This window comes from Pseudosulfitobacter pseudonitzschiae, assembly GCF_900129395.1.
In the GTDB taxonomy this organism is placed as follows: domain Bacteria; phylum Pseudomonadota; class Alphaproteobacteria; order Rhodobacterales; family Rhodobacteraceae; genus Pseudosulfitobacter; species Pseudosulfitobacter pseudonitzschiae.
The window spans coordinates 1-18,152 of the sequence record NZ_FQVP01000008.1; the positions used below are offsets into that span (position 1 = coordinate 1).

Genomic DNA, 18,152 nt, shown 5'->3' on the forward strand with positions numbered 1-18,152 from the left:
TCGGTAAAACGTGTCTTCTTCATCGGAATCTCCTCGTTCATCCTGCCGAGAAAATTCTACTTCCGCATCCCCTTAAGATCGGGGGGGATTACCCCACGGCGCGGACATTGCCCATGATGTGATCGACCTGACCAAGCACACCTTCACGCATGGCCCGCAGTTCGGCGGGCGTTGCATCCGCGATAGCCTCGGCAGCATCCTCCACGGTCGTTTGCGGCCTGAGAAGTGACTGGCCAGCACGAACGGCGGCGCGGCTGCGAATGTCCGTGGACGCGGCGCTCAGGGCTTCGCCATATTCCGGCACCGCTTCTTTCACCGCTTCACGAAGATCCTTGGCAATGCGGGCAGCAAAAGCGCCATCGCTGGACAGTTTTCCGGTCACGGCGTCCTTGCCATCTTCGGCGATTTCATCAAAGGCGCGCTTGATGTAATCCAACTGCATGACATTCGGCATTTCCGAGAACACGACTTTGCCGTCATCGCCGATAGAGGCCATGATCTGGGCATTGGGCAGGCCATCATAGGCCATGCGCTCGGATGCGCTCTGGATAGCCTTCTGGGCTTTCCCTGCGGGGATGCGTGACACGATGTCCTCGATTGCGCGTCCCTCTGGCGCTGAATAGTCGATTGCCGTGTTGTAGGCCTTTTCATAGAGCGGGTGTACCTTCCCGCGTGCCGCCGCGCCCATTGCCCGCTGCGTGGCAACTGGTGGCATACGCGGGCCGCTCTTGCCGCCCGTGAGCGCGTCAATCACGCCGTAAGATGCCTCTGCCGCCCGATCATCGACACGAGTGCGCGCAACAGCAGCGCCTGGCGCTGGGTTCCGCATGGAGGCGTCAAGCATACCTGACATGTTGGGGGACGCGTCGGCCAGCATAGCATTGGGACCGGCGCGGCGGATCGCGTCCTGCATCGCGGCTGGGTTTTCTTCTCCAACCAGACGCGAGACAACCCGGCCAGCCTCGGGGGAAACGCCGAATTGGTCGCCAATCTCCTTGCCAATTCGCGAGTTTCGAAAGGCACCTTGAGCGGTACGATATACCTGCTTGCCGAATGCAGCCGCCGGAGGGATAGCGCCTCCAACCACTGCCCCAGCACCGGCCCCGATGCCACCAGACACCTCCCGATCAGAAAAGCCACCTTCGCCTTCCATGAAGCCCTGTGTGCCGCCTGCCGTTGCGCCAAGGCCCGCGCCACGTCCAATTGCACCCCAAATTGTAGGGGCCGCCTTAACGACACCAAGCCCAAGAATGGCGGGGACAACACTGCCGGTCACATCCGCAGAAAACTTGCCGACACCGGACATACCTTCCTCGTTCGCGCGAAAGCGGTCCCGCTCACTCTCGTATGAAGCTTCGGCATCGCCACCGAGACCAACCGCCGCCAAGGCGCGCTTTGCCGGTGCATAAACTGCTCCTGACAACTCATCACCGCCAAGGCCAAGCGTCATGCTTTCACCCGCACGATTTAACCATGTGCCAAGGCTTTCGCCGTAAGATTGGACCCCATCATCGGGGTTGCCGATCACGTTGTCGTAGAGAGCCGCGCCGAAGCCACGCTCTTGTGTTGGCTCCGCTGTTGTCTGCCCTTTATCAAGTGAAGCCTGCGCACGCTGAATGGCCAGGCGTTGCTGCGCCCTGCGAATCGCTGACTGTTGCTCTGGTGTTATGCCTTGAGCCGCACGGCGTCGCTCCTGTGCATTTGCAACGGCCCTGCGGCGTTGCGCTTGTTTGATTGCTTCTTGCTGTTCAGGTGTCATCTTGTGTTTGCCTTTATTCTGCTACTGATTGGTTGTTGTGGTCGGTATGGGAACTTGGGGTTTCCGCCTGTGTAGGTGCGGTTCGTCTGGCTGCTTCGCGACTAACGCGCTCGCGGAACTGGTCCGACGCTTCTTCGTCCAGCTTGGTGATGTAGACGCTTGTTCTGTCGCCATAGATGATCGACGCTGCCCAGACATCGTCGGCAATGGGCGCTGGCGAGCCATCGCTGTCCGGTTTGCCTTCGATCAGGGTGCGGAAATAGAAAACGAGGCTGTCAGTCCCACCCGTTGCACGTTCCAGGTCCTCTATGCGGTTTCTGAGGTTCATTTTTCTGCCTCCAATGCCGTGATCCGGCGTTCAATTTCTGTGGTTTCGAGTGTGCGGCGGAACTGCTCGACCACCGCCATGACAGACGCCGCTTCGAGGGGCGTAACCTCGCCGTCTGCGACGGCCCTCAGGATGGCCCGCGCTGCGTTGGCTGCATCGTCCATCGTTTCGATATCGGGCAGGTCAAATGATACCGACGCATCTTTGCGTGCTGGTGCGATCCGGTCGAGGCAGAGGCGCAGGGCCGTCACGTCGCCTTCCAGCGCCCTGTCGATGGCTTTCTGGGTCAGCGCCTCCTGCTGGCCTTCCAGCATCGCCTCGATGGCCTGCGTAGCCCTGTGGCGCGCGCCCTTGGGCTTGCCGGGATTGCCGAGGGCAAAAGTGCCATCGGGGTTCCGGTCGTCCGTATTTGAGCCGCTGTTACGGTCGCTGTTTCTTGTCACAACGAATGCCTTTCCTGAGAATGAGGTTGCTGTTGCGTCACACTGTTTTGCGTCACCACCTCGCGAGGACCAACTGAGCGCGTGACCACCACCTCCCCCCCTTTAGGGGGAGGGGTGGTGACGCAGTGGTTTTGGGGGGTGTTTGCGTCACCTTGCGTGACCTGCTTTTTCGGGGTGGTGACGCACATCATTCGGTTGCCCATTCGCCCACCTCAATCGTCGGTACGGGCTTTCTGATGGGGCCAAGCTTTGATCCTTTCACCAGTGCCCCTGATTGCAGCCATGCCGCGATCATCTTCTTGATCCGGCGTTTGTCTTTGTCCGCATCCAGACCCAGAACGTGGGCGACGATAACCCCGACCCAATCTTGGCCAGCTTGATCCGAGAAGCGCGGCTGTTTGCCTTCGATGGCGTTCTGCACTGACAGCAGATCCTTGCTGTCGAAGCCGTCGAAAGTGTCCGGCCATTCCCAGACCTCTGCCACTCCGACGCTTTCGCCGTTCGCCAGTTCAACGGAAACCATGCGTCGCCAACTGCGTTTCCCGATGGGGGCGAGGTTTGCCTTGTCACGGGTGACCGTGAAGTATGTGGTCAAGTCGTCGGGCAGGATACCAGCCTGCTCCCTCTCGTCCGATGTCATGCGGTTAAGCACGCGTCCCGACCTTGCAGCAGCCAGCAGAGCAGATCCGCCCCTGCTGTCCTCTGTGGTGGCCTCTAGGCCGTTGGTCTTGCGTGTGTGGTGAACCAACTCAATCGCGCAATTGCACCGATCCGCCAGCCGCGCCCATTCCTTTGCGATGAGGTCAACTGCGACGTTGTCGTTCTCGCCCGCTTGATGTGAAGAGACGAACGGATCAACGACCATGACATCAATTTTGCGTTCGCTGATTTCCCGCGCCAGTTCCTCAATCTCAGGCTTTACGATAACCACGCCCTCGCGGGTCTGAACTGCCGTGCAAAGCTCCCGTTCGCGGCCTGTGTCTACGAACAACCGGCCTTCAATCTCACCGGGCTGCACATCATGGTGCTGCATGGCCGCTGTGATGCGCAGGTTCATTTCATCGCGCGGATCTTCGAGGTTGTAGAGCCAGACCTTTAAGCCCTTCGCAGTCCATTCCCCCAGCAACTCGCGCTCAGAAACCATCGCCAGCCCCTCCACAATGGTCAGGGAAGACTTGCCCACGCCACCGGGGGCGACGGTCACGGCAACCTGTTTCCGCAGCAGGTGCCGCCCGTAGATCCACGGACGGCGGGGCAGGGTATTGGGGTCCTGCCAGATAAAGGGCGTAGGCAGGCGGTCCGCGCCGTTCGCATGTTCAGCCCGGTGCTGATCGAGTTGCGTCGCCATGACAGTGAAATCACGCATCAAGCTGCCTGCCTCCCCTGGACGAAGTCTAGGAAAGCGGACTGACGGTAGCCCGGCATCGCTTTGAAGCTGGCAAGGCAATATGCCTCCAGTTCCTCCGGTTCTGCCATGTCAGCCCAGAATGCAGCCTCATCCATGTGATTAAACAAGGGTGCGATGGGCTGACCTACACCGCATTGCAAAGCCGCCTCTGCCACCTGCGCGGCGATGTCGGCGTCCAGCGTTTTAAGGGTCAAAAAAGCCAGCGATGCGCACTGGTATGGCGTGAGCTTATCCAGCACGTCAGGGATCAACGCCCACCAAGCATCTTGCGTACCAATGGCAATGGCGCGGTCGAAGTCGTTGGCAATCATCAGGTTATTGGTGGTCATGTTGCGCCTCCGTCACAAAGGACTGCAACGCGTTCAGCATGTCGGGCAGCAGGGCCGCGCGGAACGCGACCCCCTGTTTGCCTGGTTTCATTTCGCCGCCGCCCGCGTCGAAGAAGACACGGACGTTGACCATGTCGTGACCTTTGAAGTCGTCACGGGTGACCCGGATGATCTCGCGACTGTTCTTGACGATGTCCGCCATTACACGGCCTCCCCGTAGTGCAGGCCAGCAACGAGGCGGGCTTGGGTTGCGGTCATGCCATAGAGACGTTGCAGGCGGGCAATCTGGATTTTGAGGGCCATAATCAAGCTGCGCCCCCATCAATCCGGCGCACCGCGCCGTTGAGGAAGTAGACGCCGAACTTGGCGCGGTCAGTCGCGCTATCGTTGGTGTACATTTCCTTGGTAATCGGCACCCCATAATCGCGCCGCAGAATGCAGACGCGGTCAGAGATGCGCACGGGGCTGGCGCAGAAGACGGGGCGTTCGATCAATGCATCCAGAATGATGCGGTTGCCTTTGGCCAGCGTGATAGTGGTGGTCTGGCCGTCCTCACCGAGTATCTCATAGCGCGCGGGTGATGTGCCGGTTGGCATGTCGCTCCACTTATCAACGCGCAGTGCGTTCGCCGGGGGACGGTCGGTCGGGATTCTGATTTTGGTTTGGTTGGTCATGGTCCGCGTTCCTTTCGGATTGAAAGGCACGGGCATTTGCGCTATCTCTTGTTCACCGCTGAAAAGAAATATCGCCCCTGTCCGTGCCTTGCGGGTGGGGGTTTTCTTTTAAGCGGTTGAGGCCGTGCGATTGGCTTCAGCTTTGCTGATGACTGCTTCGATATCGCTCAGACGCCAGCGTGACATGCCGCCAATCTTGATGGCGGCGGGCACTGTTCCGTCCGCAACGCGACGCCAGAAGGTTGCTTTGGAGCAGCCCATCATAAACGCGCCATCAGCGTCTCGGATCAGGGGGTCTTTCGCCACCAATGCGGCAACCGCAGGCATATGCTCTGAATTGCTTGGGTGGTTGAAATCTGCAGTGAGGGTCATTGCTCATCCTTTCGCCTGATTGCGTTGGGATGATCCTGCATGCTTAAACTAACGGCTCGTAGGCAGTTGAATCAGTTATCTTCCAAGGTATGTCCAAGCCGGGTGAGTGCATTTTTGAATGCCTCTGGCTGCGGGAGAAACGCTGGGACATGGGGTCTTCCGATCAAAGCATCAACGACAGCGCTACGACTTCCGAGTAGATTGGGGTGGCTGCTGCAGTAAGACCGCAGGTCTTTGTTTTCTCTTATAACTTTTCCAACTTGAGAATCCGTGACGGCCACTTCAAATTCAAGGCAAGCAGCCCAGATAGCTTGTGTTGCAGAGAAATTGCTCTCGCTGAAGCGCGCAATGCCAAAGCTCTCCTTCATTCGTTCAGCCAAAATGACAAAAAGGATGTTTCTTTCGCCGACGCTTCTCGTGCCTCCATCAGGTGGCGGCCGGACACCAGCTCTTAAAGATTTGGCAACCAAAAGTCTGATTGGCTCCGGCACGGGGTGGCCAAGGAGGATGTTTGTCTGCGCGATGTCTAAGATAAATTCATGCGCGCGCTTCGCCGACGAATAAAGGTTGCGAATTTTCTCTGTTTCAACGCCAGTGATTTCATAGCCGATGAGACTTTCATCCGACCTCCCTCGGCGTTGATAAACCGGTGTAAATGCGTGAACAATTTCAGCAAGCGCGGGATCCAGTGCGGGAATGCTTATTCGCCGGTCCCGCGCCCAGTGACCGATTACCTCGGTGGCGAACTTAACCGCTCCAATCTCATTTTCTAACAAAGTTCGGCTCATATCCATCGTTCCCCTGTAAGCAAGGCCTCTTGCGGAATGATGAGTTCTAGGTCGGCGGTCACGATGTTTTACTCAGCGAGACCGGAGCAGGTATTCCGTCGGAACGTTGGTGGATGCCTACGACCTCTGCACCACTGGAGGGCGGGACTTCGGTCAGCATTTCATGCCAATCATCAATGACTTTACGCCGAACATCGCTGTTTTTAGCACGGTTGTAGATCCGTGCGACTGCGCTGGGTGCTGACGATACCGCCGCGTGGTTCATGATGCGATCAACGATGATTTCATCTGCACCGGCTTCGCACATGACGGTCGCAAACCCGGTCCTCAAGTCATGGAACGTCCAATGTTCCATGTCCGAGCCAAGCGCTTCATCCAACCTTTCTTTGAACTTGGAGTAACCGGATGGCGGCGTGTTCCCTGTGGTCGTGAAAATATACCGGTCGTTTAAGCCCTCAGCGCCCCATCGGGCTTTGGCGGCGTCCTTCATGCTCCGCAACTCATAAATGCAAAAGCTGGGAATGTGGACGAAATGGTTCCACTCGTTGTTCTTGGTACGGCCTGCTCCAAAATTGATCTGTTGGGCGTCGAAGTCGATTTCACGCCATTTCAGATTGCCGATTTGATGCCGCCGCTGCGCAGTCGCGATGAGCAGTCTCAGCAGCGGCCCCCAAAGAGGACCCATTTCGAAAGAGACGCGTTGAATCTGCTGCATTTCCTTCAAGGATAGCACTCGGTCACGCGGGACTTCCTTGGTGGGTTTCTCCAATCCCTGCCCGATGTGGGAGGTTTGATAGCCACGCTGCCATGCGAACTTTGAGAACTTGCTAAGGTATGCTGCGACCCTGTTTGCTTGAACCGGCGCGCCGGACCCAGCCTTTTTATCCACGATGGATTGCAGGACTGACCTGTCCAGGTCTTCAAGGCGCTCATCCATGTATGGTGCAAGTACTTCATTGAGGCTCCGCATCCGCTCCGTGCGACTCTTCAGGTTTGAGCAGTGTACTTCATCATGGATCTGCAAAACCTCTCGGACCGTCTTTTGGGCTGCAAGGGCGCGCGTTCTTTGCTTCTCGGCTTCCTGTGCGTCAAGGATCCGGTCAATGCCGCGCTCCGCTTCTAGCTGAAGCTCAAGTGCAACGTCCCGCGCTTCCTTGATCGACATGCCGGGATACGTTCCCAGCGTGTGCTTTCGCTTTGCCCCGCCGCGAATGCGCTTTTCATACATCCATGTGCGCCGCCCAGAGGGCAAGACCCGCAGTCGAAGACCTTGACGAAGTGTGTCCGAATATTCGTCTCGCCCCTCGGTTGGGGGCTTCACCTTGCGCAGAAACGCGTCTGTCAGGGCCTGGGCCATTGTGTCTCCTTTGAACGGTGTTGCCCGTGGGGGACATCTGGGGGACAAACGATTTGCGAAGTCCTGACACCGATTGAGATACAATAGGTCCTCGTGCGATGTGAAATCAAACCCTAAAAACAAGGATTTGTAGGGTTGTTCACATAAATTGACACCGAATGACATTTGGTGCGACCGCATGAAAAATATTGAGCAACTGACTTTTAATCAGTAGGTCGTTGGTTCGAACCCAACACGGCTCACCACTAGATCTAAAAATGCAAGCAATCTTGGCTGGGTTTCATCCCGGTCAGGTTGCTTGCTTTTTGGTTTGGAGCGGCATGACGCGCCCGTATTTGCGCCAAACACCCTTTCAATGGAAATCCCGGCTTGGGAACAGACGTTTGGCCTGTTCGCGCGGGTGATGGGCGGCCGTTTTGTGACGTGGTCTGGGGGCGTCGTCGGCCTGGGGCTGGGTGATGCCCACGGCGTCGTCGCGCGGATGGCCAAGCTCCGAAAGCTTGTGGGACAGATCCTCGATATGTTCGGCGATAAGATGCACGACAATGCCCTCGCGCTCTAACCGGCCAGTCACCCGCAACAGCCGCCCGCCCATGACGACACGCCGAAAACGTTTGTAGACCGTCGGCCAGACCACCACGTTGGAGACGCCGGTTTCATCCTCAAGCGTCAGGAAAACCACGCCCGACGCGGTCCCGGGACGCTGGCGTGTGATGACCAGGCCACAAACAGAGGTGCGTTTCAGTGGCGCGACGGGCAAACGGTCATGCGGTGTCAGATCGGGAATCATCGGGCGCAACAATTCCATCGGATGCGCGCGCAGCGTGAGGCGGATGGAGATGTAATCCTCTACGACCTCTTCACCCAGATGCATGGTTGGCAGATGCACCTCGGGCTCGTGAATGTTTTCGCCGCTCAGCGGGTCGGCGAACAGCGGCAACGGTTTCGGTGCGCGAATCGCGCGGACCTGCCACAGGGCATCGCGCCGCGTCAGCCCCATGCCGATAAAGGCATCCGCCTCTGCCAGCCGTTCCAGCACGGATGGCGCAACACCGGCACGCAGCCAGACGCTCTCGGGGTCCTGATAACCGTTGCCCCGCGCCGCCTTAAGCCAGGCTGCGTCTTCCTCGCGGAATCCTTTGATCTGACGAAAGCCAAGGCGCAGCGCCAACATGCCATCGGCGCGGCGCTCCAGGCGGTTGTCCCATTCCGAATGATTGACGCAGACCGGTCGCACTTCGACGCGGTGATCGCGCAGATCGCGCACGATCTGGGCAGGCGCGTAAAATCCCATCGGTTGCGAATTCAGCAGCGCACAGGCGAAGACCGCCGGATGATGGCATTTCAGCCAGGACGAAATATAGGTCAGCATGGCAAAGGCTGCGGCGTGGCTTTCGGGAAACCCGTAATCGGCAAAGCCTTCGATCTGTGCGAAACAGGCCTCGGCCACATCTTGGGCATAGCCGTTATTCATCATGCCCCGGACAAAGCGGTCACGGTGTTCGCCAATGGTGCCCAGACGCCGGAACGTGGCCAGCGAGCGGCGCAGCTTGTCGGCCTCTTCCGCGGTATAGCTCGCGCCCACGATCGCGATCTGCATCGCTTGTTCCTGGAACAGTGGCACGCCAAGCGTCTTGCGGGTCACCTCTGCGAGCGCGGGCCCAAAGGGTTCGGGCGCTTCCAGCCCCTGTCGCCTGCGGATGTAGGGTTTGACCATGCCGCCCTGGATCGGGCCGGGGCGCACAATGGCGACTTCGATCACCAGGTCGTAGAATGTCGCGGGTTTCATCCGGGGCAAAAAATTCATCTGTGCCCGGCTTTCGACCTGAAACACCCCCACCGCATCGGCCCGTTGCAGCATCTCATAGGTGGCGCGATCTTCCTGCGGTACGGTGTCGAGCGTCAGGTGCATGTCTTGGTGATCCGCCAGCAGCTCAAAGCTTTTGCGCAGGCAGGTGAGCATCCCGAGCGAGAGAATATCGATCTTCAGGATGTTCAGCGCGTCGATGTCGTCCTTGTCCCATTCGATCACAGTACGGTCCTCCATCGCGGCATTCTCGATGGGGCACATTTCGTCCAGCCGTCCGCGCGTGATGACAAACCCGCCGACATGCTGGCTCAGGTGACGCGGAAAGCCGATGACCTCGCTGATGAGTTTGAGCGTTTGCGCCAGCCGCAGGTCTGTCGGGTCCAGACCAATCGCCCTGACCCGGTCCATATCGACACCCGCGTTCGACATGCCCCAGATGTCGCCCGAAAGCCGCGCCGTGATGTCCTGGGACAGGCCCATGACCTTGCCCACCTCGCGGATTGCGGCGCGGGTGCGGAAATGGATCACCGTGGCGCAAAGCCCGGCACGGTGGCGGCCGTATTTCTCATAAATCCACTGGATCACCTCTTCGCGGCGTTCGTGTTCGAAATCCACGTCGATGTCGGGCGGTTCGCCACGATGGCGCGAGATGAAGCGTTCGAACACCATGCCGATCATGTCGGGGCTGACATCGGTGATGCCCAGCAGGTAACAGAGAATCGAATTGGCCGCAGAGCCGCGTCCCTGGCACAGAATGCCACGGCTGCGTGCCTCTTGAACGATATCATGCACGGTGAGGAAATAAGGCGCGTAGCGAAGCTCGTCGATCAGCGACAGTTCCTTTTGCATCAACTGATGCACGCGCGCCGAGGCGCCATTCGGATAGCGCCGTTTCACCCCCTCATCGGCCAGGCGTGCAAGGCGGGCCTGTGGCGTTTCTCCCTCGGACATTTCGTCGGGGTATTCATAGCTTAGCTCGGACAGGTCAAATCCACAGCGTGCCGCGATTTCCAGGCTGCGTTTCAGCGCCGCCGGATACCGGTGATAGAGCCGCGCCATGTCGGATGCGCCTTTGAGGCGGCGCTCGGCATTGGGCAGCGCCTTGGTGCCGATCTGGTCAATGGTGATCCCTTCACGCAGGCAGGTAAGCACATCCGCAAGCTGACGGCGTTTGCCGTGATGCATAAGGACATCTCCCACCGCCACCATCGGCGCAGCGCACCGCTGTGCCATGGCGGCACAGGCATCGAACCACCCCTGATCGGAGCCGTCGTAACGTGGTGCAACCCCGAGAAAGACCGCACCGGGAAACCGACGTGCGAGCCGCTGTACAGGGGCCCGCGCGCGGCCCAGGTCCGCAGGAGGCAGAGCGATCAGGATCATCCCCTGGCACCCCTTCTCCAGGTCCTGCATATCGAGGAGACACTCGGCCTTTTCCGCCCGCCGTTTGCCAAGGGTCAAAAGCCGTGACAGCCGGTGATAGGCCGCGCGGTCTGTCGGCAAGGCCAGCCAGTCCACAGGGCAATCGCGCAGCATAAGACGGCTGCCGACGATCAATTTGGGCAGAGGGGACGTTCCGGTATTGTGCAGGTCCTGTGGCTGCCCGATCTCCTGACGCGAGGAAGGATCAACTTGGTGCCGCGAACGCACGGGCAGGGCCTGTGATGTTTCCTCTTGCAGGGTCTTCAACGCAGAATAGGCCCGCACGACGCCGGCAAGCGTATTGCGGTCGGTGATCGCAATGGCCCCCAGACCCAGTTCCGCAGCCCGCAGCACAAGCTCCTCGGGATGCGAGGCGCCGGTGAGAAAAGTGAAGTTGGTCGTCACACAAAGTTCCGCATAGCCCGCCCTGTCGCGGTCCCAAGGCATCGTTTCGGACCGGGCGGCTTTGACCTGTCGCTGATCGTGAACAGCCTCGGTCATGTGAATTCCCCCTGCACGAACCAGCCGGGGTTTTGTGGGGTATAGAACAGCCACAGCCGCCGCCCCTCACGCGTATCCACCTTCCAATAATCGCGCACTCCGCTGCGCCATTTGTCATCCGGCAGCCACCATTCCGGCGCGATCCGTTCGGGACCGGTGGCACGACCCGTTGTCAGGCGCATACGCCGCCAGCGGAATTGCGCGGGTGGCTGCGATCCACTGGCCGAAATCGACTCGGGGGGGAACAGGCACAGCGGCCGTGATCGTCGCACGCTCCAGCCCCGCTCGGGCGTGCTGTAGGCTGCGGGCGCAATGGAAAAGGCGCGCTCGGGGATATGGCTGTCGGCGGGCAGGAACCGCTGGACATTCTCCAGTCCGATCCGCGTGCCGATGCGTGTGATCAGATCGTTCAACTGATCGGGCGAACTGTGGCGGCTGCCGATCTGTTGGGCCGGAAGCGGCTCGACCAACGTGGCTTCGATCCGTATTTGGTCGATGCCGAACCCCGCAGCGACCTCACCCACGCCCCGCACGAACAGCGGCAGAATGCGGTTCGGGTCGTGCATCGGCGCGGCAAGGCGCAGCTCGACCTGTTGGCGTCCCTGGTCAACCCGGCGCAGGGTAAGGCAAAGCCTGCGCGCGCCCATTTCCTGCGCTTTGAGCTTGTCACACAAAGGTATAAGCAGCCGTGCGGTGACCCCCATCACGTCCTCGGTCAGCCCGATCGGCTCGGGCAGGCTCATCCGTGTCGCATAATGCGGCGGCTCGCCTTCGGGGCTGATGGGTTCGGACACGTGCCCCAGGGCCTGATCAAGTCGCAGCATCAGTTCGGGGCCAAAACGGCGGGCCAGCGGTGCGCGGACGGCGGTGGCAAGATCGCCGATACGGCGCAGGCCAAGACGTTGCAGCGCGGTGACCATCCGGTCCTCGATCCGCAGCGCCGCCACGGGCAGTTCCGTCAGCGGGCTGTGTGGATTGCCGAAATGCGCACGCGCCCATGCCGCACCACGGGTTTCGCCCAGTCCAAGCCGCAGTTCCAGCCCGGCACGCGCGCATCGGGCGTGCATATCGGCCAGCATCCCGGGCTCACCGCCAAAAAGATGCACCGCGCCCGTGACATCAAGCACCAGCCCGTCCGCCCCCTCGTAGCCCACCCAGGGGCAGTAGCGCGTCGCCCAGCGGCGCAGGACCGCCAGAAAAGGTGCATCGAGATCGGGGCGTGCGGGTTGGCTGATCAGGTCGGGGCAAAAGGCGCGGGCATCGGCAAAGCTCATACCCCGGCTCAGGCCCACCCGCTCGGCCGCGCGGTTAAGGCAATAAATCCGTTCGGTGTTATCGGCCTTGAGCGTCAGCGCAAAGGGGCCGTCAACCGGACGTGCCCGAAGAACCCGGTCGCTCGCCAACCGGGGAAACCACATCGAGACGACTCGTTTGTTGATTCCATCGAACATGCCAGACACCAAGTGTTCCTGATTTGTTCTTGATAGTTTCCCACCGCATCAGAGTCGAGTCTTGCCGTTCCGGCTCGAATACCGGGGTGGCGCGCCAACGGGTTTCCGAGGCGTTCGAGCCCATATTCTCGGGGATGATACACACCCCCGTCGTTCCGCCCGCTTTCGCCGCCAGTTGAACCCGCCGCCCCTCGCGCAGATCAAGCGGGCGGGTTATTTCCAGAACAACATAAGGCAGTGCGCCGTCCTTGAGAGCCTCTTCGGCCACGGCAAGTGCGTCCATCTGATCCTTTGGCCGTGCCAGCAAAAGCTGCGAGGGATCAAAAAGCGGCAATAGACCCTGCGGCGTCAGAGTGTCAGACAGCCATGCCTCGCGTATCCAAAGCACCGGTCCCCGCGCGGCGATTGCGGCAAACCCCAGGGCGCCGGCCCCGCAGACCTCGTGGACACGGGCAGGGCGCAGGGGAAAAAGGGTGTGAAGCGCGACTCGCATGGGGAAAGAACATAAAGGGAACACTCGAGTGCATCAATGAGCATGCTCGGCTTGCGCTCTGGGCCAGTGCGCTCAAGGCGACCAGCCTCCATGCGGCGGGCTGGTCGCCTTGTTCGGGTAACGCTCAGGCGGTGCGCCCGGCGAATTGGGTGACGGTGATTTTCGCGTCTTCCAGTGCGCTGCGCACTTCGGCGGCGATGTGCACAGCCGTCGGCGTGTCGCCGTGCAGGCAGATCGTGTCGATGGGGGTTTCGATGTGTTTGCCCGAATCGGTGATGATCGCCTGCGCCTTGACCATATCCACCATGCGCTGACCCGCGACCTTGGGGTCGTGGATCACCGCACCGGGGATCGACCGGTCAACCAGCGTGGCATCGTCGTTATAGGCGCGGTCGGCGAAGATCTCGCAGGCGAATTTGCAGCCCAAGCTGCGCACGGCGCGTTCCTGTGCGGTTGCGGCCAGCACCATGACGATCAGGTTTTCATCGACCGACAACGCCGCCTCGTAGCAGGCGCGTGCCATGTCTTCGTCTTCGGATGTCATGTTGCCCAAGGCGCCGTGCAGCTTGACATGGCGCACCTTGGCGCCCAATGCGGCGGCCATGCCCAGCGAGGCACCGACCTGACAGCGGATCGAGTTTTGCAGCGATCCGGTGGGCATCTGGATGCGGCGGCGGCCAAAGCCCTGTAGGTCTGGAAAGCCGGGGTGCGAACCGATGCCCACCCCGTTTTGCAGCGCGATGCCCATCGTGGTGGCCATCACGTCAGGGTCACCCGCATGGGCCCCGCAGGCGATGTTGGCCGAGGTGACAGTGGTCAGCAGGCTGGCGTCGTCACCCATTTTCCAGGGGCCAAAGCTTTCGCCCATATCGGCGTTCAGATCCACTTGCATGGCAATGTTCCTTTATTCAAACGGGTCGGCTTGCGCCGAGATGGCCCCGCTGACCAGTTGGTAGGACAGCAGGTCGGATATGTCGTTGATGTCACGCACCAGCGGTTGCGCCTTGGCGGCCAGACCGGCGCGGGCCTTGGCGTCCTGTTGCTGGATCGTCACGGCCTCTTCCAGCGTGATGAACTGGAATGTGATCTGCCCGCCTGCAGGGGTCTGGGCCATACGCGGCAGGTCGGCGGGGATGACGGTGCCAATGCGGGGATAGCCGCCAGTGGTCTGGCTTTCGCACATCAGCACAAAGGGGGTGCCATCGCCGGTGATCTGGATGTCGCCCTGCACGATGACCTCTGACACGATGGTGCGCATCCCCTGGGCGGCAAACCCCTCGCCGTCGTGTTCCATGCGGATGCCCTGACGGTTGGCGCGGGGGTCACGTTTAAAGACCGTGGCCTCGAAACGGGCGCGCTCCTCGGGCGGGAAGCGGTTGGTTTGCATCGACGGGACGATCCGCACGGTGCCACCGTCGAACCGCTTGTCGCGGGGCAGGTAGTACCCGGTGCGTGTGCCGCTGTCGGGCAGGGCGGGCAAGGTGTCCCCCTTGGCGATCAGCTTGCCCAGACCCGCGGACATATGGCCGCCACGTGCCCCCATGCGCACCGGCGCGTCAAAGCCGCCGCCGATGTGCAGATAGCCGTAACTGCCCGATCGTGCCGCGCCGATGGTCAGACGCTGGCCCGCCTCCATCTGATGCACCGCATTCCAGGCGGCGGTCGCGTCGTCGATGCGGGCGGTCATATCGGCACCCGTCAGGGCAATGCGCAGGGGGGCCGTGGCCTCGAACACACCGCCGACGCTGGCGATTTCCAGAACCGCGCAGTCGGGGGACTGTTTAAGCAGCGCCGCGCCCTCGTGAACCGCCAGCGTGTCGATGGCGCCGCCACGGGTCAGGCCAGAGGCGATGTAGCCGGGGCGCCCCAGATCCTGAAATCCGGCGGCGGGGCCGATCTGGATGACCTTGAGGGCGGCGGTCATGGCAGTGCCTCCCACGTTGCACCACCTGCGCCATCGGCATTGTGGGCAGCGATGGTTTTGTAATCGGCGGGTGTTGTCGCGTGGAACAGCAGTTCGTCACCGGGTGACAGCGGGAACGGCGTTTCTGACGTGGGCCGGAAGGTGTGGAATGCGGTTTGCCCCACATGGCGCCAGCCGGTCGGCGTGTCGTTGGAGAACAGGCACAGCTGGCGCACGGCGGCCACCAGCGCACCGCGCGGGATGTTGGGGCTGAGCGTGCCCAGACGCGGGATGTTCCAATGTTCGCCCAGCGTGCCCAGATAGGGTTGTCCGGGGGCAAACCCGATGGTGATCACGCGCATACGGGTGCTGGTCAGTTCGGCGATGGCGTCCTGTGATGACAGGCCTGCGGCCTCGGCGGCCTCGTCCAGTTGCGGGGCCAGATCGCCACCGAAAACCGCCGGAATATGCCACAGCTTGCGCCCCTCGGGCAGGGGGGCCGCGAACCAGTCGCGGGTGGCCAGCAGATCGGTCAACTGCTCGGTGATACCTGCTGCGGAATGCTGCGCCAGATCAGTGCGGAAAAAGGCCGAGATCAGCGAGGTCGCGCTTTCCTGCACCCAGTCCCAGCCCTGTGCGTCGACAGCCGCGCGAAAGGCCAGCGCGGCACGGTTGGCAGTGTCGTCCAATGCTTCGGCAAAGGTGACGAGGACGCCGGAGAGGCCGACCGTATGAATCGTTGGATAGGTGTTGGACATAGTCGGACACTACCTTTTCTCCGGGTGGGTGCAATCGTTGTCGCAAGAAGTGGGCCAGCCCTCCCCCGGCGTTTGCCGGGCAAGATGTAGGGTCAGAGCGGCGCGCGCAGCCAGTCGGGCGCAAAGTCGATTTCGCTGACCCCGGCGAGGTTCAGGATGCGGTTCAACTCTGCCATCAGGGCCGCCGTGCGTCCCTTGCCCCAGCGGATGCCACGTTCGGGCCAGCAGGCGCGAACCCTGAGCGTGTCTTCCGCGCGAAAGGCCTTCATGTCGATGCGTCCCACCAGCCGGTCGCCTTCGAGGATTGGAAAGACATAGTAGCCATAGGTGCGTTTGGGTTCAGGGACGAACACCTCGATCCGGTAGTGAAAGCCGAACAGTTGCTCGGCGCGTTTGCGGTCGCGCAGGGCGGGGTCAAAGGGGCTGAGGATGCGCAGGCGCGGGCTCGGTGGCGATTGTATCGCCGGATCGTCCAGCAGGTCGGGACGGGCATAGGCGGCGCGCAGGCTGCCGTCGGCGCTCTGGATGTCCACGGGGACGATGGTCCCACGCGCCAGCGCCTGTTTGACCCATATCTGCGCCTCGGCAGGGCGGATGTGGCCCCAGAAGGCGGCCAGTTCGCTGTGCGAGGCAAAGCCGAGGCGATCCAGCGCCTGTGAACAACACCAGTCGATGGTTTCCTCGGTGCCCGGCGCGTTGGCGGGATCGGTCAGCGCCGTGTCGATCACGCGTTCGGTCAGGTCATAGCGTTTCTGGAACCCGCTGCGCCCGGTGACGGCCAGCGCGCCCGACCGCCACAGGTATTCCAGTGCAGTCTTGGACGGGTGCCAGTCCCACCAGCCGCCCGAGCCTTTCTTTTCATCCGTGCCCACATCCGATGAGGAACAGGCCCCGTTGTCGCGGATGTGGTCCAGTACCGTCTGGTATTGTGCCTCGAACCCGGCGCGACGGTCCTTGCTCCACGCCTTTTTCAGTCGCTCGGCGTCGCGGGTGCGGCGCATGTGCCATTGAGGATAGAACTCGATGGGAATGACGGCCGCGTCATGCGTCCAATGTTCAAACAGGGCGCGATCACGGGTGTAGAGCGTGTCCAGCGCCTTGGGTCGATAGCGGGGCCGACGGGCGAACAGGATCAGGTCGTGGGCTCGGGCCACGGTGTTGATGCTGTCCAGCTGGACAAACCCCAGGCGGGTGATCAGCGTTTTCAGGGGGTCGCCGTGGGCCGCACCCTGCGGGGGTTCGTGCAACGCATGGCGGTCCAGAAAGACTCGCCTTGCGCTGGTGTTGTCAAGAACGGGTCGCGTCACACGCGGCGGCGGCGCAACGTATCGCCAAGGCTGAGCTTGGGTGTGAGGGTGATTTTCTGCGGCTCGGTCGGCGCGCCCTCTCGTCCGTGGTCGCGGATGATCTCGGCGGCGGCCCGGCCGATCTCGAGACGGCAGGCGTCCATTGTCGCCAACTGGCGCGGCAGACCCTGAAGCAGTTCAACCCCGTTGAAGCCGGCCAAGCCGATCTGTCCGGGCACGTCGATGCCCTGGTCAAGCAAGTACAACAGCCCGCCTGCACCAATCATGTCGTTGGAATAGTATAGGAAATCCAGGTCCGGGCTGCGGTCCAGCATTGCCTTGGTCATCTCGCGGCCCTTGGCCAGCGCCGAGCCGCCCGAGTAAAATTCGCGGTCCTCGATTTCAATCCCGGCCTTGGCCAGATGTTCGGTAAACCCTTCGAACCGTTTGCGTGCACGGTGGTCCAGCGGCATCTTGGTGCCCATGAAGCCGATGTGCTGATAGCCCTGTTTCAGGATCGCGCGGGCCATCTCTGCACCTGCGCGACGGTGCGAGATCCCCACCATCGAATCGACACAGCGCCCGTCGGTGTCCATGATCTCGACCACGGGAATGCCTGCGTTCATCATCATGGCGCGGGCGGCGTCCGTGTGTTCCAGCCCTGCGATGATCACACCCGATGGCCGCCAGGACAGCATCTCGTACAGCACCCGTTCTTCTTTCTCGGGCAGATAGTCGGTGACACCCACGACCGCTTGCAGCGGCGTGTCGTCCAGGATCTGGTTGATGCCGGTCAGCACTTCGGGAAACACCATGTTGCCAAGCGACGGGATGATCACCGCCACAAGGTTGACCCGCTTCGACGCCAGCGACCCCGCGATCTGGTTGGGCACGTAGCCCAGCGTCGTCGCCGCTTCGAGCACCTTTTTACGCGTCGCTTCAGAGACATCACCGCGATTGCGCAACACGCGGCTGACGGTCATTTCGGAAACCCCCGACGCTTCGGAAACGTCACGCAGGGTGAGAGGGCGCTGGGGGCGGTCAGTCACAAAAGCCATCCTGTTGTCATG

General features: G+C 61.2%; 18 protein-coding genes and 1 tRNA gene. 1 reads left to right on the forward strand and 18 read right to left on the reverse strand.

Annotated features, from left to right (window positions below):
* Positions 1-88 precede the first annotated feature (88 nt).
* The 10 genes from BUC08_RS19255 to BUC08_RS19300 form a co-directional block, all read right to left on the reverse strand.
* Complete coding sequence (locus BUC08_RS19255) at positions 89-1,759, reverse strand: hypothetical protein (RefSeq protein ID WP_143186788.1); 1,671 nt, start codon at positions 1,757-1,759, stop codon at positions 89-91.
* 13 nt (positions 1,760-1,772) lie between these two features.
* Entirely contained in the window at positions 1,773-2,087 is a 315-nt protein-coding gene (locus BUC08_RS19260; RefSeq protein ID WP_037930444.1) for a hypothetical protein, read from the reverse strand.
* Positions 2,084-2,530: a DUF5681 domain-containing protein gene (locus BUC08_RS19265; protein ID WP_037930447.1), complete on the reverse strand. Its 447-nt coding sequence runs from the start codon at positions 2,528-2,530 to the stop codon at positions 2,084-2,086. The genes BUC08_RS19260 and BUC08_RS19265 overlap by 4 nt, the downstream gene beginning before the upstream one ends.
* A 187-nt stretch (positions 2,531-2,717) precedes the next feature.
* Positions 2,718-3,896 (reverse strand): AAA family ATPase, encoded by a 1,179-nt coding sequence (locus tag BUC08_RS19270; protein ID WP_037930449.1) that lies wholly within the window; start codon positions 3,894-3,896, stop codon positions 2,718-2,720.
* Positions 3,896-4,267: a hypothetical protein gene (locus BUC08_RS19275; protein WP_037930452.1), complete on the reverse strand. Its 372-nt coding sequence runs from the start codon at positions 4,265-4,267 to the stop codon at positions 3,896-3,898. Before BUC08_RS19275 ends, BUC08_RS19270 begins: the two co-directional genes overlap by 1 nt.
* A complete protein-coding gene (locus BUC08_RS24655) occupies positions 4,254-4,469 on the reverse strand; it encodes a transcriptional coactivator p15/PC4 family protein (protein WP_037930454.1) in 216 nt (71 codons plus the stop codon). Before BUC08_RS24655 ends, BUC08_RS19275 begins: the two co-directional genes overlap by 14 nt.
* Before the next feature lie 103 nt (positions 4,470-4,572).
* Positions 4,573-4,941, reverse strand: a complete 369-nt coding sequence (locus BUC08_RS24400) for a hypothetical protein (protein WP_037930456.1) — start codon at positions 4,939-4,941, stop codon at positions 4,573-4,575.
* A 108-nt stretch (positions 4,942-5,049) separates the two neighbouring features.
* A complete protein-coding gene (locus BUC08_RS19290) occupies positions 5,050-5,313 on the reverse strand; it encodes a helix-turn-helix transcriptional regulator (RefSeq protein WP_200796219.1) in 264 nt (87 codons plus the stop codon).
* 71 nt (positions 5,314-5,384) lie between these two features.
* The gene (locus tag BUC08_RS19295) at positions 5,385-6,101 is read right to left on the reverse strand and encodes a hypothetical protein (protein ID WP_143186789.1); all 717 of its coding nucleotides are present in this window, start codon (positions 6,099-6,101) and stop codon (positions 5,385-5,387) included.
* Between the two features lie 58 nt (positions 6,102-6,159).
* Positions 6,160-7,458 (reverse strand): tyrosine-type recombinase/integrase, encoded by a 1,299-nt coding sequence (locus BUC08_RS19300; RefSeq protein ID WP_037930462.1) that lies wholly within the window; start codon positions 7,456-7,458, stop codon positions 6,160-6,162.
* A 132-nt stretch (positions 7,459-7,590) separates the two neighbouring features.
* On the opposite strand from BUC08_RS19300, the gene BUC08_RS24660 reads away from it, so the two are divergent.
* A tRNA-Lys gene (locus tag BUC08_RS24660) sits at positions 7,591-7,703 on the forward strand.
* Positions 7,704-7,810: 107 nt separating this feature from the next.
* Here BUC08_RS24660 and BUC08_RS19305 read toward each other — a convergent pair.
* From BUC08_RS19305 to BUC08_RS19340, 8 genes are all read right to left on the reverse strand, one after another.
* Positions 7,811-11,137, reverse strand: a complete 3,327-nt coding sequence (locus BUC08_RS19305) for an error-prone DNA polymerase (protein WP_037930592.1) — start codon at positions 11,135-11,137, stop codon at positions 7,811-7,813.
* Positions 11,138-11,187: 50 nt separating this feature from the next.
* Positions 11,188-12,642 (reverse strand): Y-family DNA polymerase, encoded by a 1,455-nt coding sequence (locus tag BUC08_RS19310; protein WP_037930465.1) that lies wholly within the window; start codon positions 12,640-12,642, stop codon positions 11,188-11,190.
* Positions 12,557-13,135, reverse strand: coding sequence for an ImuA family protein (locus BUC08_RS19315; RefSeq protein ID WP_073194400.1), 579 nt, complete (start codon positions 13,133-13,135; stop codon positions 12,557-12,559). Before BUC08_RS19315 ends, BUC08_RS19310 begins: the two co-directional genes overlap by 86 nt.
* 124 nt (positions 13,136-13,259) lie before the next feature.
* The gene (locus tag BUC08_RS19320) at positions 13,260-14,027 is read right to left on the reverse strand and encodes a LamB/YcsF family protein (protein WP_037914862.1); all 768 of its coding nucleotides are present in this window, start codon (positions 14,025-14,027) and stop codon (positions 13,260-13,262) included.
* 12 nt (positions 14,028-14,039) lie between these two features.
* On the reverse strand, positions 14,040-15,059 hold the full coding sequence (locus BUC08_RS19325) for a 5-oxoprolinase subunit C family protein (RefSeq protein WP_037930468.1): 1,020 nt from the start codon (positions 15,057-15,059) through the stop codon (positions 14,040-14,042).
* Positions 15,056-15,796, reverse strand: a complete 741-nt coding sequence (locus tag BUC08_RS19330; protein WP_037930471.1) for a 5-oxoprolinase subunit B family protein — start codon at positions 15,794-15,796, stop codon at positions 15,056-15,058. Before BUC08_RS19330 ends, BUC08_RS19325 begins: the two co-directional genes overlap by 4 nt.
* A gap of 92 nt (positions 15,797-15,888) precedes the next feature.
* A complete protein-coding gene (locus BUC08_RS19335) occupies positions 15,889-17,103 on the reverse strand; it encodes a winged helix-turn-helix domain-containing protein (protein ID WP_037930473.1) in 1,215 nt (404 codons plus the stop codon).
* Complete coding sequence (locus tag BUC08_RS19340; protein WP_037930596.1) at positions 17,100-18,131, reverse strand: LacI family DNA-binding transcriptional regulator; 1,032 nt, start codon at positions 18,129-18,131, stop codon at positions 17,100-17,102. Before BUC08_RS19340 ends, BUC08_RS19335 begins: the two co-directional genes overlap by 4 nt.
* Between the last annotated feature and the right edge of the window lie 21 nt (positions 18,132-18,152).